The sequence below is a fragment of the Caulobacter sp. GW821-FHT10F06 genome (assembly GCF_058809215.1).
The window spans coordinates 437,991-450,696 of record NZ_JBXASK010000001.1 but is presented as its reverse complement, the minus strand read 5'-3'; the positions used below and the strand labels follow the sequence as shown (position 1 = coordinate 450,696).

Here is a 12,706-nt window from a genome sequence, read left to right as displayed (position 1 = left end):
CTCGCAATCACCCACGGAGGTTGAGTTCCTCAACGTCCGGCAATCGTTCGCCGAATGCGTTCAATGATATTTGAGTTAGCGCCCGAAGTCGCGTGATAGCGCTAGCATTGCCGCACGTTGCGGGACCGAATATTCGTCCACGGCGGCTTCGTCGCCCTCGCGGATAGCCTTCAGCAAGGCTGGCGTCAGCGCCGACGACAGAGACCAGTTCCAATAGCGGAGCACCGTCTGGGCGCGATCGACGGCGATCATGTCGAACACGGCCATCACCCGGTCCAGCGCCGGGGCAGTCGCGCCGGTCGAGTCGGTTTCGGGCCGACGCAGCCCGCGCCACAAGGCGCGCAGGGCGGTGCGCGGCAGGCCGGTGGCCTTGCAGAGGATCGCCAGCGGCTCGCCGCCCGGATCGGTGAAGATCTTGGCGCCCGTCATCGGCTTGAGGCCGGACAGGTATGAGATTTCCTCGGCGATATCGCGGGTCATGCCGTTCTGCGAGGCGGCGATGGCGTCGTCGAGGCTGTCGAAGGGGCTCTTGGCGATGGCGGCGCGGTTTCGCTGACGCCGTTCGATGAACTGCAGCGCCTTGCGCGACAGCGGATCCTGCCACCCCTCCTCCGAGGCGATGGAGAAGATGTCGCCGACGGCGTCCTGCAGGATTTCCCGCGACACGGCGAAGCGCTGCAGGATCAGCTTGCGGGCCTCGCTGTCGGTCCACCAGAACATCACATAGGCGTGGCTGGGGCGTAGCTCGGCGCGGCGCAGCAGCAGCGGGATCAGGCGCGGGTTGTCGCGCGTCATCGCCACCATGGTCTCGATGGTCTGGTGGCCGAAGCGCACCAAGTCGTTACGCAGCAGGGCCTCGACGACGGCGGGCTCGCCGGCCTCGACCAGGGCGTCGGCCACCATCTCGCCCACGCCGCGGCGTTGGGCGATCATGCGGCGGTGTTCCTGAGTGGTGTTGCGCGCGCAGTCGATCAGGTCCGCGTCGCCCAGGGTCGGCGAGTTCTCGAGCAGGGCCCGCGAAACCACCAGCTCGTCGCGCAGGATCAGCCGCACCAGGGTGCCGGGCATCTCGGTCAGGTTGGCCAAGCGGCGGGCGACCTTCTCGCGCTCCTCGATCACCGCGTCGCGCAGCATCTCGACCAGCAGGTCGGCGGTCATGGCGCGCTCGAAGGCGTTCACCCGGCTGGCGGGCAGGCAGACCACGTCGGCCAGGCGCTTGAGCAGGGCCGCACGCGAGCGCGCCGGCGGCTTTGGGGCCTCCGGCTGCGGAAAGGGCGTGATCGGCGCGGGTTCGCTCATGGTCATCCTGACGGTTGATTCAGCCGCCAATCCGACACTGATCAGAACGTCATTAACGTCCGATGAGCGCAGCGGTTCGGCTTCCGTGTCACGATGACGCCCAACCACGACCAAAATCGGTCGCAGCTTGACCTTGGGCGCGAAAAATCTTTCGCCAGTCCTTTAGCGGAAAGGGTGTTCGCCCCATTCGGGCCAGATGTCCGGCAGGTCCGTCGAGACCTTGTCGGGATAGGTCGGCGCGCGCTTTTCCAGGAACGAGGTCACGCCTTCCTTGGCGTCGGCGGCCGCGCCGCGCGACTGGATCGCTCGGCTGTCGGCCTTGTGGGCCTCCATCGGATGGTCGGCGCCGGCCATGCGCCACAGCAGCTGGCGGGTCAGGGCGACGGAGACCGGGGCGCTGTTGTCGGCGATCTCGCGGGCCAGGGCTCGGGCGGCGGGCAGCAGGTCCTCGGGCGCGTGCAGCGAGCGGACCAACCCCTTGTCCAGCGCTTCCTGCGCCGAGAACACCCGGCCGGTGTAGCACCACTCCAGCGCCGTCTGCAGGCCGACCAGGCGCGGCAGGAACCAGGACGAGGCGGCCTCGGGATTGATGCCGCGACGCGCGAACACGAAGCCGAACTTGGCGTCGCTCGAGGCCATCCGAATGTCCATGGGCAGCTGCATGGTCACGCCCACGCCCACGGCCGCCCCGTTCACGGCGGCGATGATGGGTTTCAGGCTGTCGTACATGCGCAAGGTGCAGCGACCGCCGCCGTCGCGATAGATGTCGCCGACCTTGCCCTCCTCCCGCTCCAGCGCCTGGGGCGAGGTGCGATCGAACGTGGCCCCGCCGGCGCCCAGATCCGCCCCGGCGCAGAACGCCCGGCCCGCCCCGGTGACGATCACCACCTTCACGTCGTCGTCGGCGTCGGTGACGTCGAACACGTCGATCAGGTCCTTCATCATTCGGGCGGTGAAGGCGTTCATCCGCTCGGGCCGGTTCAGGGTGATCGTCGCGATCCCGTCCTCGACGTCATAGAGCAGGGTCTCGAAGGTGGGCTGCGACATGGTGGCTCCTCCTGATTTTGACGCAGTCAAACATGCGTTTGAGTCAGGAGCAACGCCAAGCCGCGCCTAACCCGTCATCCGCGGCAGCCACATGCCGACGAACGCCCCCAGGATGCCGACGCCGGTGCACAGCGCGAATGCGAACAACGCGGCGGCCATCACGTAACGGGAGCCGGCGCCCTTCCGCCCCTCGGCGCTGAAATAGAGCTCCAGCACCGCCAGCGGCACGAGGTAGCAGGCGAAGGCCAGGACCCGCACGAACGGTCCGTCGAAGTCCTTGCCGATCCCCACGGGACCCCGGTTGGCCAGAATCCAGAACATCAGGCCGATCCGGAAGAACCACACGCCGCTGACCAGCAGGAACAGCCGCAGGACCCAGCGGCGGTGGGCGTCGAAGCGTCGGGCCCGGGCCTCGCGCCAGGCCAGGGCGGCGCAGGCCAGGATCAGCAGGCCGTTCACGCTGATGCCGATCCGCATCAGCGGCCCGCCGGCCGTTCCCCGCGTCCAGACCGCATAGAGCCCCGCCAGCGTGATGACCACGGCGGTCAGCATGTAGAGTCGGCCGTTCCAGCGGTGCAGCCGGGGGACGCGCCGGCGCAGCCAAGGCCACAGCTGGATCGGTCCGCCCAAGGTGATCACCACCGCCAGCAGCAGGTGCGCGCCCAGCACGACATTGCCGATCACGGCGCCCGAGACATAGCCGCCGACCAGCACATCGTTCCAGCGCTCGAACCGCCCCTTCACCGCCGCGCGACCGTAGAAGGCGACGACATAAAGCGCGAAAGCCAGCTGGCCGGCCAAGGCCGTGAACACCCACAGCCTTGCCGAGACGCGCAAGGCCCTGGCGGCCGCGACAGCGGTTTTCGTCATGCGTTTTCCCTGGCCCGACCCCATTGGGCGTGTTGCCAACAGGCTAGGTCAGCGGCCAAGACTTGGGCCATGACGGCCGCGATCGAAAAACATGACCCTGGGATTCAGTCGGCCCGAAAGCCGATGACCGGCACGGTCTCGGCGGGCTTTACGGATCACCTGATGCGCTTCGCGATCGCCAACGGCGCCGACCCCGCCGCGCTCGTTCAGCGCTCGGGCGTGCGGCCCGAGGATCTCGACGACCGCGACCGCCGCATTCCCCTGCGTTTGTACGTGGCGCTGATGGGCGCGGCGAAGGTTCTGTGCGGCGCGCCGTCCCTGGCCCTGCGCCTGGGCGCCACCAGCGACTTTCGCGAGATCTCGGTGGTCGGGCTGATCTGCTACGCCGCCCCGACCATGGGCGCGGCGCTGCACGAGCTGAACCGCTATGGCCGGCTGGCCATGGAGGTCGACATTCCGGCCGGCGCCCAGCGCTTCCAGATGGTCCAGCGCGACGGCGAGCTGTGGCTGACCGACACCCGGACCAATCCCAACGACTTCCCCGAACTGACGGAGTCGACCTGGTCGCGCTTCATCTGCGAGACCGCGCGCCACTTCCCTGACGCCCCCTTCGCCAAGGCTGTCCACGCCACCCACGCCCGCCCCTCGCACGGCGCGGAGTACCAGGCGCTGTGGAAGACGCCGGTGACATTCGGCGCGGCCTGGAACGCCATCCAGATCGATCCGTCCTGGCTGGGCATCCCGCTGCACAATCCCAGCGGCTACGCCTTTGGCGTGCTCAGCGAACATGCCGACCGGCTACTGGCGCAGATGGAAGCCTCGCGCACGGCGCGTGGCCGGGTCGAGGCCGCGCTGCTGCCGATCCTGCATCTGGGCGAGCTGGGCATGCCGCAGGTGGCCGCGCGCCTGGGCCTCAGCCGCCAGGCGCTGTACCGCCAGCTGCGCCAAGAGGGCGTGACCTATGAAGCGGTCACCGACGCCCTGCGCCACACCATGGCCCTGCACTACCTGAACGGCCGCAAGGTGTCGGTGAACGAGACCGCCTATCTGGTCGGCTTCTCCGATCCCAGCGCCTTCTCCCGCGCTTTCAAGCGCTGGACAGGGTCCAGCCCGAAGGCACTGAAGACTAGCCTCGCCTGACCATCAGCTTGCTGATCGCGTGGACGAAGTTGTTCGGCGCGATCTCGATCTCGCCGGTGGCCTTCAGGTCCGGGAAGCGAGCCAGGATCTGGCGGTAGGCTTCCTCCAGCTGGATCTGCGCCACGCGCTTGCCGATGCAGGTGTGGGGGCCATAGCCAAAGGCGATGTGCTTGCCGGCGTTGGGGCGTTTCACATCCAGCTGGTCGGGATCAGGGAACACCTCCGGATCGCGGTTGGCCGCGCCGTAGTACATGATCACCTTCTCGCCCTCGCGGATCAGCTGGCCGTTCAGCTCGGTGTCGGCGGTGGCCGTGCGGCGCATATAGATCACCGGGCTGACCATGCGGATGAACTCGTCGACCGCCCCGCCCATCAGGCTAGGATCGTCGATCAGCAACTGCTTCTGGTCGGGAAACTCGGTCAGCAGCTTCATCGCGCCCGACAGGGTGTTGCGGGTGGTGTCGTTGCCGGCGAACACGATCAGCAGCCACGAGCCGTCCAGATACTCGTCGGCCAGCAACGCCCCGTCGACCTGGGCCCGGGCGATGGCGGTCATCAGGTCGTTCTGCGGATCCTCGCGACGCTTGAGCAGCATCTTGCGGCCGTAGTCGAACATCTCCTCGACGTTGTTGTTGAAGTCCATGACGAACTGCATGAGCTCCAGCGTCGGCGTGATCGGCGCGGCGGCCTGCTGTACGGCCAGATCCTGAGCGCGCTCCAGATAGTGCATCCAGGTCAGGAACTTGGCGCGGTCCTCGGGCGGCACGCCCAGGATCTCGCAGAGGGTGAAGAGCGGCAGGATCGAGGAGAAGTGCTCGACCATGTCGATCTCGGCCCCGCCCTCCAGCAGCGGCTCCATGGCGTCCAGCAGCCGGGTGACCTCGCCCTTCACCGCCTCGGTGACGCCCCGCAGATAGGACGGCGTGAAATAGGGCATGTGCTCGCGACGCAGCTGCAGATGATGCGGCGCGTCGAGATTGATCATGGTGTCCATCGACGCCCGGAACAGCAGGGCGTGGCGGCGGTCGGGCGGGCCCATGGCCATCAGGATGCCGCCGCGCTGCGAGGAGTAGGTCGCCGGGTCGCCGTTGACCGTCATCACGTCGGCATGGCGCGTCACCGCCCAGAAGCCAGGGCCGCCATAGGGCTCGGGATGCCACATGACCGGCGCTTCCGAACGCATCCGCGCATAGTCGGCGAAGGGCTGGCCCTTCGAGAACCGGAAGATGTCGGCGAGATCGACGTCCGGCAGGGTCGGATAGGTGGTTCCGGCGCCCGGCCCGGCCTTGCCGTCCACCACCGTCTGGCTGATCAGATCCATGCGTTCTCTCCCGGGAACATCGTTCTTTGACGCGACGATATCGCTTTCGCATGTCACGCCAACGGCGCCGCGACGGCAACTGACGCAAGGTGACCCTTTGCGTTCCCGCAAGACCCGCGCATGGTGAGTGAACGCCGATCACGCGGAGAACACGCGGACGGCCCCAGGGAGGTTGCGATGGCTGGTGACATCGAGGCGGACTACATCGTGGTGGGAGCCGGCTCGGCCGGCTGCGTGCTGGCCGCACGCCTGTCGGAGGGCGGCCGCTTCAAGGTGCTGCTGCTGGAAGCCGGCGGCGATGACAGGCCGACCAAGAATCTGTCCCAATTCGCCTCGAACATGATGATCCACATCCCCGTCGGCTATTCGTCGACGCTGAAGGATCCCAAGGTCAACTGGCTCTACACCACCGAACCCGACCCCGGCACCGGCGGCCGCACCCATGTCTGGCCGCGCGGCAAGGTGCTGGGCGGCTCGTCCTCGATCAACGGCCTGCTCTACATCCGCGGCCAGCACGCCGACTATGACGGCTGGCGGCAGCTGGGTTGCGAGGGCTGGGGCTGGGACGACGTGGCCCCTTATTTCCGCCGTGCCGAGCATCAGGAGCGGGGCGGCTGCGACTGGCACGCCACGGGCGGTCCGCTGAACGTCTCGGACGTCACCGAGAAGAACCCGATCTCCGACGCAGTCATCGAGGCCTGCGAGGAAGCCGGCATCCCGCGCAACGACGACGTCAATGGCGCGGCCCAGGAGGGCGCGACCTACTACCAACTGACGGTCAAGAACGGCCAGCGCTGCTCGGCGGCGGTGGCCTATCTGCATCCGGCCATGACCCGCCCGAACCTGAAGGTCGAGACCAACGCCCTGGCCAGCCGGGTGCTGTTCGAGGGCAAGCGCGCGGTCGGCGTCGAGTTTGTCCAGAACGGCGTCAAGCGCACCGCCCGCGCCAAGGCCGAGGTGATCCTGGCCGGCGGGGCGATCAACTCGCCGCAGCTGCTGCAGCTGTCGGGCGTGGGCGCGGGTGAGTTGCTGCGCGAGCACGGGATCGCGGTCGTCGCCGACCTGCCCGGTGTCGGCGAAAACCTGCAGGACCACTACGTGATGAGCGTCCGCTATCGCCTGAAGGCCGGCGTGACCTCGGTCAATGAGCAGAGCAAGGGCGGCCGCCTCGCGGCCGAAGCGCTGAAGTACCTGTTCCAGCGCAAGGGCCTGCTGACCCTGTCGGCGGCCCATATCGCCGCGTTCTGTAAATCCCGCCCGGATCTGGCGGGACCGGACATCCAGTTCCACATCCTGCCCGCGACCATGGACTTGGATAAGCTGGTCAACGAGCAGAAGATGGAGCTGGAGAACGCGCCCGGCCTGACCATCGCCCCCTGCCAGCTGCGTCCCGAGAGCCGGGGGCGCATTCGCATCAAGTCCGCCGATCCGTCGGTCTATCCCACCATCTTCGCCAACTATCTGGCCGACCCGCTGGACCAGGAAGTCGCCGTCGCCGGCCTGAAATGGGCCCGCAAGATCGGCCGGGCGCCGGCCTTGTCGCCCTATGTCGATCACGAGCTGAACCCCGGCCCCGGCTTCGACAGCGACCAGATGCTGCTGGAATACGCCAAGGCCAGCGGCTCGACGATCTACCACCCGGTCGGCACCTGTCAGATGGGCCACGGGCCGATGGCCGTGGTCGACGCCCAGCTGCGGGTCCACGGCGTGGAGGGCCTGCGGGTCGTCGACGCCTCGGTGATGCCGCGCCTGGTCTCGGGCAACACCAACGCCCCCACCATCATGATCGCGGAAAAGGCCTCGGACATGATCCTGGGCCGGTCCGCCCTGTCCGCCGCCGTCTGAGGGAGAGAGCATGCACCCCTACCTCCACGCCCAAAGCCAACCTCAGAAGCCCGCCTATGTCATGGCCGGTTCGGGCCAGGTCGTGACCTACGGCCAACTGGACGCGCGCTCGAACCAGGGCGCACACCTCTTCCGGTCGTTGGGCCTGGAGACCGGCGACGTCATCGCCATCCTGATGGAGAACAACGCCCGGTTCTTCGAGATCACCTGGGCCGCGCAACGGGCCGGCCTCTACTTCGTCTGCGTCTCGACCAAGCTGACCGCCGCCGAGACCCAGTACATCCTGCAGGACTGCGGGGCGAAGGTGTTCATCACTTCGGCCGCCATGGGCCCGCTGATCGACGAGATCGCGGCGTTGGTTCCAGGCCTGACACTCTACACCGTGGGCGGCGCGCACGGCGCCTATGCCGACTTCGAGGCCACGCGAGCGGCCATGCCGGAGATCGCGATCGCCGACGAGAGCGCCGGCTCCGACATGCTCTATTCGTCGGGCACCACCGGTCGCCCCAAGGGCGTCAAGCCGGCCCTCAGCGGCGGGGCGATCGACGCGCCCAACGCCTTGCAGATGATGGCCCAGGGCCTGTTCGGCTTCAGCGGCGACAGCGTCTATCTGTCCCCCGCCCCGCTCTATCACGCCGCGCCGCTGCGCTGGTGCATGAGCGTCCACAAGCTGGGCGGCACGGTGATCGTCATGGAGAAGTTCGATCCGGAAGCCGCCCTGGCCCTGATCGAGAAGCACAAGGTCACCTGCGGCCAGTTCGTGCCGACCCACTTCGTGCGGATGCTGAAACTGCCCGAGGCCACGCGCGCCAAGTACGACGTCTCGTCGATGAAATCGGCCGTCCACGCCGCCGCCCCCTGCCCGATCCCGGTCAAGGAGCAGATGATCGCCTGGTGGGGCCCGGTGATCTTCGAATATTACGCCGGCACCGAGGGCAACGGCTTCTGCTGGATCAATTCCGAGAACTGGCTGACCCACAAAGGCAGCGTCGGCCAAGCGGTGCTGGGCGAGCTGCGGATCTGCGACGAGAACGGCGATCCCGTGCCGCCGCGCACCGAGGGCGGCGTCTATTTCGCCAATGGCCCAGCGGTGAACTATCACAACGCCCCGGAAAAGACGGCCGAGAGCTATAACCAGCACGGCTGGACCACGCTGGGCGACGTGGGTTGGGTCGACGAGGAGGGCTATCTCTACCTGACCGACCGCAAGAGCTTCATGATCATCTCGGGCGGGGTGAACATCTATCCGCAGGAGATCGAGAACCTCCTGATCACTCACCCCCGGGTGGCCGACGCGGCGGTGATTGGCGCGCCGTGCGAGGAGATGGGCGAAAAGGTCGTGGCGGTGATCCAGCCCCTGGCCTGGACAGGCGACCATGGCGAGCTGGCCGAGGAGCTGATGGCCTTCGCCCGCGCCAATCTCAGCCACGTGAAGTCGCCGCGCCGCATCGACTTCATGCAGGAGCTTCCGCGCCACGCCACGGGCAAGCTCTACAAGCGCCTGATCCGCGACGCCTACTGGGCGAAAGAGACCGGTCCGACAGCCTGAACTCAACCCCCAGGCGTCAGCCAGTTGGAGCAACCGCCGGTAATTGCTAAGCAGGTTTCGTGTGGGCCATTCGATTTCGAGAAACGACGTTGATTCCGTCTAAACGCAAGGACTTGGCGGCCCGCCAGGAGGCGTTCCGCCGTTCCGCGCCCAACCGCAAGTCCACCACATTCGGCCCGGAATTCGATCGGGCCTTCGCGGCCTGGGACGCGCAGCAACGCCTGCGCCGATGGCTGATGTCGCTGCTAGTGCTGATCGTGATCGCGGCGATCGGCGGCGTGATCTACGTCCAGCTCTCGCCCCGCCTCGCGCAGAACGCCTGCCTGGCCTCCGGAGCGCGCTGGATCGACGGTCAGTGCGACAACGCCGACTGAAGACAGGCCGCGCGACCGCGAAACCACGCTTCCATCCTATACGCGGCGCGAATCCCGGCTAACCCTCGGGACCATGTTCTCTCTGCCCAAGACCGCCACCGCGCCCTTCTGCCCCGCCGAGGTGCGCGGAGCTGTCGCCGTGCCGGACGACCTGTCCTCGTGGCGGCGCATGTTGCGGGTGGCCGGGCCTGGCCTGCTGGTCAGCGTCGGTTACATGGACCCCGGCAACTGGGCCACCGACATCGAGGCCGGCTCGCGCTACGGAACCTCTCTGCTGTTCGTCGTGGTGCTGTCGAGCCTGGCGGCCATCGTGCTGCAGACCCTGAGCCTTCGCTTGGGCCTGGTGACCGGCAAGGACCTGGCTCAGATGTCGCGCCAGCGGTTCGGGCCGCGCACCGTGAAGGTCCAGTGGGCCCTGGCCGAGCTGGCGATCATCGCCTGCGACATCGCCGAGGTGCTGGGCTCGGCCCTGGCCTTCAAGCTATTGCTGGGCATCCCGCTGTGGGTCGGCGTGCTGCTGACCGCGCTGGACACGGTCATCGTATTGGGCCTGAAGGGCAAGGGCTTCCGGCAACTGGAGGCCATCATCCTGGGCCTCGTCTCCACCATCGGGATCTGCTTCCTGATCCAGCTCATCCTGGTCAGGCCCGACGCCGGCGAGGTGGCGCGAGGCCTCGTCCCGTCGCTGGACGCCCTCAGGCAGGGCAACGCCCTCTATCTGGCGATCGGCATCCTGGGCGCGACGATCATGCCGCATAACCTCTATCTGCACTCGTCGATCGTGCAGACCCGAGTGGTTCCGGCCGACGAACCCGGCAAGCGCGCCGCGCTGCGACTGGCCACCTGGGACACGGTGCTCTCTCTGGGCGTAGCCCTGTTCATCAACGCCGCCATCCTGATCCTGGCCGCTTCAGCCTTTCACCGCGCGGGCATCACCGAGGTCGCCGGCATCGAGGAGGCTCATCGCCTGCTGGAGCCCCTGACCGGCGCGGCCTTTGCGGGCGTCCTGTTCGGCGTGGCGCTGTTCGCCTCGGGCCAGAGCTCGACCTTCACCGGCACCATCGCCGGTCAAGTGATCCTGGAAGGCTTCCTGAACCTGAAAATCCCCTGCTGGCAGCGGCGGCTGATCACCCGCGGCCTGGCCATCGTTCCGGCGCTGATCGGGGTGCTGACGATGGGCGAGCATTCGGTCGGCAAGCTGCTGGTGCTGACCCAGGTGGTGCTGTCGGCCCAGCTCCCCTTCGCCATCTGGCCGCTGCTGCGCTTCACCGACGACAAGACCCTGATGGGTCCGTTCGCCAACGGCCTGATCACCAGGATCGTCGCCTGGTTCCTGTTCGTGGTGATCTCGGCGGCCAATGTCTGGCTGGTGGTTCAGACCTTCGCTTGATCAAGGCGGCGCGTCATGGGATCAATCAAACAACTGTTTGCAAAAGACGTGTTTGGGAGAACGCCATGAAAGAAGTCGCCTACGCGGACATCGCCGGCCTGGTCGGTCAGGAAATCGGCGTGTCGGACTGGGTCGAGATCAGCCAGGAGCGGGTCAACCAGTTCGCAGAGGCCACTGGCGACCACCAGTGGATCCATGTCGACGTCGAACGCGCCACCAAGGAGATCGGCGGGCCGATCGCCCACGGCTATCTCACTCTGTCGCTGATCCCGCTGCTGGGCGCGGGCATTCTGCGGGTCACCGGCGTGACGCGCGGCATCAACTATGGCTGCGACAAGGTCCGTTTCACCGGCATGGTCCGGGTCGGCAAGCGCGTGCGCATGCGCCAGAAACTGCTCAGCGCCGAACCCAAGTCCGGCGGCCTGCAGATGAAGAACGAATGCACCATCGAGATCGAAGGCGAGGAACGCCCGGCGTGTGTGGCAGAGACGATTTCGATCATCTACGGAAATTGAAATTGTCATCCCGGGCGAAGCGCAGCGCAGACCCGGGACCGTAACAAACGCCGAGCTTGTAGCGGTCCCGGGTTTGCGCGCTACGCGCTTGGCCGGGATGACAGCGTTAAATGCAAAACGGCCGCCGGATTGCTCCGGCGGCCGTTTCTCTAGTCATAGGCTGGCGTTCAGTGCTTGATCGCGTCGCCAAGCTTGTCCTGGACCTGGCCGACCTTGTTCTGGACGTCGCCCTTGGCCTTCTGGGCTGCGCCTTCGGCTTGCAACTTTTCATTGCTGGTGGCCTTGCCGACGGCTTCCTTGATGGCGCCCGCGCCCTTGTCGATGGCGCCTTCCACACGATTGGTGCTCATGGCTCGCTCCTTTGAATGAGGTGTCCCCATTCAAACGGGAGGCGGCGCGCGAAGTTCCGGCCTTTCTAGCGCGACGAGGCCATGGCGGTGGCCGAGATCGCCGCCGCGGCCGGGGTCGCGCCCGGCATGATCGGCTCGATCCGGGTCGGCGCCGCCTTGGCCAGGGTCACGCCCGACGGCTTGTCGAGCAAGGCGATGGTCTCGCGGATGAACTTGGCGTGGGTGACGATGCCGATCTCCAGCCGCTCGCCCGACAGCTCGACCTGCTGGGTCAGGATGCCGGCGACGAACTGCACCTCCTGGCTTTCCGTCGCGCCCGGCCGGCGGCGCGCGCCCTCGGCCATGAACACAGGACCGCCGGAATTGCCGGGGAACACCGAGAAGTCCATCAGGAAGGTCGGGAAGGCCGTGGCCGGGGCCAGAGGATAGGAGGCCACGCGGCCCGAACGCAGGATTGGGAAGCCGGCCGGATTGGCCGACAGGCCGCGCGGGAAGCCCAGGGCCATCATCTCGTCGCCGGGACCCAGGGCGTATTTGCCGAAGGTGTCGTCTTGGGCCAGCCAGGCCAGCGGAATGGCCGCCTTGGCGAATTCGGGCGGGGCGGTGATCTCGATGGCGGCGACGTCGCGCGTGCCGTGCTTGACCCACAGAGGATGGTCGCCGTCGCGGATCTTCAGGGTCTGGGGATCGTAACGCCAGGCGCCGTCGCTGGACTGCACCCGATAGCCGATCTTGGCCGACACCGACGGCATGCGGTCGAACACATGCGCGGCGGTGATCAGGATCGTGCGCGGACGCCCGTCAGGATCCTTGTCAGAGATAAGGAAGCCGGTGCCGACCGTACGTGAGCCATCGCCCAGCGGTTGTTCCAGTTGCACCGTCGCCTGGATCAGATCGACGGACAGATCCCACGCCATCGCCGCCCCTTGAAATGGTTACGCTTACTACCCCCGCGCCTCAGGTTTCGCCTGCCGCGCGACATCAGTTTGACCAGACCCGCCACGCC

The 12,706-nt window shown here is 67.1% G+C and carries 11 protein-coding genes and 1 pseudogene; 6 read left to right on the top strand and 6 right to left on the bottom strand.

What is annotated here, in order from left to right; all coding sequences use genetic code 11:
* Nucleotides 1-75: 75 nt before the first annotated feature.
* From AC1RUS_RS02095 to AC1RUS_RS02085, 3 genes are all read right to left on the bottom strand, one after another.
* Entirely contained in the window at nucleotides 76-1,299 is a 1,224-nt protein-coding gene (locus AC1RUS_RS02095; protein WP_492912534.1) for a DUF2336 domain-containing protein, read from the bottom strand.
* A gap of 162 nt (nucleotides 1,300-1,461) precedes the next feature.
* Entirely contained in the window at nucleotides 1,462-2,346 is an 885-nt protein-coding gene (locus AC1RUS_RS02090; protein WP_492912532.1) for a crotonase/enoyl-CoA hydratase family protein, read from the bottom strand.
* Nucleotides 2,347-2,412: 66 nt separating this feature from the next.
* Nucleotides 2,413-3,216 carry a DUF2306 domain-containing protein gene (locus AC1RUS_RS02085; RefSeq protein WP_492912530.1) on the bottom strand — a complete coding sequence of 268 codons (804 nt, stop codon included), beginning with the start codon at nucleotides 3,214-3,216 and terminating at the stop codon, nucleotides 2,413-2,415.
* Nucleotides 3,217-3,339: 123 nt separating this feature from the next.
* Between AC1RUS_RS02085 and AC1RUS_RS02080 the strand changes: the two genes are divergently transcribed.
* Nucleotides 3,340-4,356: an AraC family transcriptional regulator gene (locus AC1RUS_RS02080; protein ID WP_492912528.1), complete on the top strand. Its 1,017-nt coding sequence runs from the start codon at nucleotides 3,340-3,342 to the stop codon at nucleotides 4,354-4,356.
* Here the strand turns inward: AC1RUS_RS02080 and AC1RUS_RS02075 are convergent.
* A complete protein-coding gene (locus tag AC1RUS_RS02075; RefSeq protein ID WP_492912526.1) occupies nucleotides 4,343-5,677 on the bottom strand; it encodes a cytochrome P450 in 1,335 nt (444 codons plus the stop codon). The genes AC1RUS_RS02080 and AC1RUS_RS02075 overlap by 14 nt on opposite strands.
* 177 nt (nucleotides 5,678-5,854) lie before the next feature.
* Here AC1RUS_RS02075 and AC1RUS_RS02070 point away from each other — a divergent pair, with 177 nt between their 5' ends.
* From AC1RUS_RS02070 to AC1RUS_RS02050, 5 genes are all read left to right on the top strand, one after another.
* Nucleotides 5,855-7,522, top strand: a complete 1,668-nt coding sequence (locus AC1RUS_RS02070; RefSeq protein ID WP_492912524.1) for a GMC family oxidoreductase — start codon at nucleotides 5,855-5,857, stop codon at nucleotides 7,520-7,522.
* A 10-nt stretch (nucleotides 7,523-7,532) separates the two neighbouring features.
* A complete protein-coding gene (locus tag AC1RUS_RS02065) occupies nucleotides 7,533-9,071 on the top strand; it encodes an acyl-CoA synthetase (RefSeq protein WP_492912522.1) in 1,539 nt (512 codons plus the stop codon).
* Between the two features lie 89 nt (nucleotides 9,072-9,160).
* Nucleotides 9,161-9,445: a hypothetical protein gene (locus AC1RUS_RS02060; protein WP_492912520.1), complete on the top strand. Its 285-nt coding sequence runs from the start codon at nucleotides 9,161-9,163 to the stop codon at nucleotides 9,443-9,445.
* A 73-nt stretch (nucleotides 9,446-9,518) separates the two neighbouring features.
* The gene (locus AC1RUS_RS02055; RefSeq protein ID WP_492912518.1) at nucleotides 9,519-10,835 is read left to right on the top strand and encodes an Nramp family divalent metal transporter; all 1,317 of its coding nucleotides are present in this window, start codon (nucleotides 9,519-9,521) and stop codon (nucleotides 10,833-10,835) included.
* A 65-nt stretch (nucleotides 10,836-10,900) separates the two neighbouring features.
* Nucleotides 10,901-11,350: a MaoC family dehydratase gene (locus AC1RUS_RS02050; RefSeq protein WP_492912516.1), complete on the top strand. Its 450-nt coding sequence runs from the start codon at nucleotides 10,901-10,903 to the stop codon at nucleotides 11,348-11,350.
* Nucleotides 11,351-11,503: 153 nt separating this feature from the next.
* Here the strand turns inward: AC1RUS_RS02050 and AC1RUS_RS02045 are convergent.
* A pseudogene (locus AC1RUS_RS02045) lies at nucleotides 11,504-11,730 on the bottom strand (CsbD family protein).
* Between the two features lie 35 nt (nucleotides 11,731-11,765).
* Nucleotides 11,766-12,617 (bottom strand): trypsin-like serine peptidase, encoded by an 852-nt coding sequence (locus tag AC1RUS_RS02040; protein WP_492912514.1) that lies wholly within the window; start codon nucleotides 12,615-12,617, stop codon nucleotides 11,766-11,768.
* Between the last annotated feature and the right edge of the window lie 89 nt (nucleotides 12,618-12,706).

What these genes read in the sequence shown, in the direction of transcription:
- AC1RUS_RS02085 (WP_492912530.1), bottom strand. Translation starts at nt 3,216, where the DNA reads ATGACGAAAACCGCTGTCGCGGCCGCCAGGGCCTTGCGCGTCTCGGCA.
- AC1RUS_RS02065 (WP_492912522.1), top strand. Translation starts at nt 7,533, where the DNA reads ATGCACCCCTACCTCCACGCCCAAAGCCAACCTCAGAAGCCCGCCTAT.
- AC1RUS_RS02080 (WP_492912528.1), top strand. Translation starts at nt 3,340, where the DNA reads ATGACCGGCACGGTCTCGGCGGGCTTTACGGATCACCTGATGCGCTTC.
- AC1RUS_RS02095 (WP_492912534.1), bottom strand. Translation starts at nt 1,299, where the DNA reads ATGAGCGAACCCGCGCCGATCACGCCCTTTCCGCAGCCGGAGGCCCCA.
- AC1RUS_RS02075 (WP_492912526.1), bottom strand. Translation starts at nt 5,677, where the DNA reads ATGGATCTGATCAGCCAGACGGTGGTGGACGGCAAGGCCGGGCCGGGC.
- AC1RUS_RS02055 (WP_492912518.1), top strand. Translation starts at nt 9,519, where the DNA reads ATGTTCTCTCTGCCCAAGACCGCCACCGCGCCCTTCTGCCCCGCCGAG.
- AC1RUS_RS02040 (WP_492912514.1), bottom strand. Translation starts at nt 12,617, where the DNA reads ATGGCGTGGGATCTGTCCGTCGATCTGATCCAGGCGACGGTGCAACTG.
- AC1RUS_RS02070 (WP_492912524.1), top strand. Translation starts at nt 5,855, where the DNA reads ATGGCTGGTGACATCGAGGCGGACTACATCGTGGTGGGAGCCGGCTCG.
- AC1RUS_RS02090 (WP_492912532.1), bottom strand. Translation starts at nt 2,346, where the DNA reads ATGTCGCAGCCCACCTTCGAGACCCTGCTCTATGACGTCGAGGACGGG.
- AC1RUS_RS02050 (WP_492912516.1), top strand. Translation starts at nt 10,901, where the DNA reads ATGAAAGAAGTCGCCTACGCGGACATCGCCGGCCTGGTCGGTCAGGAA.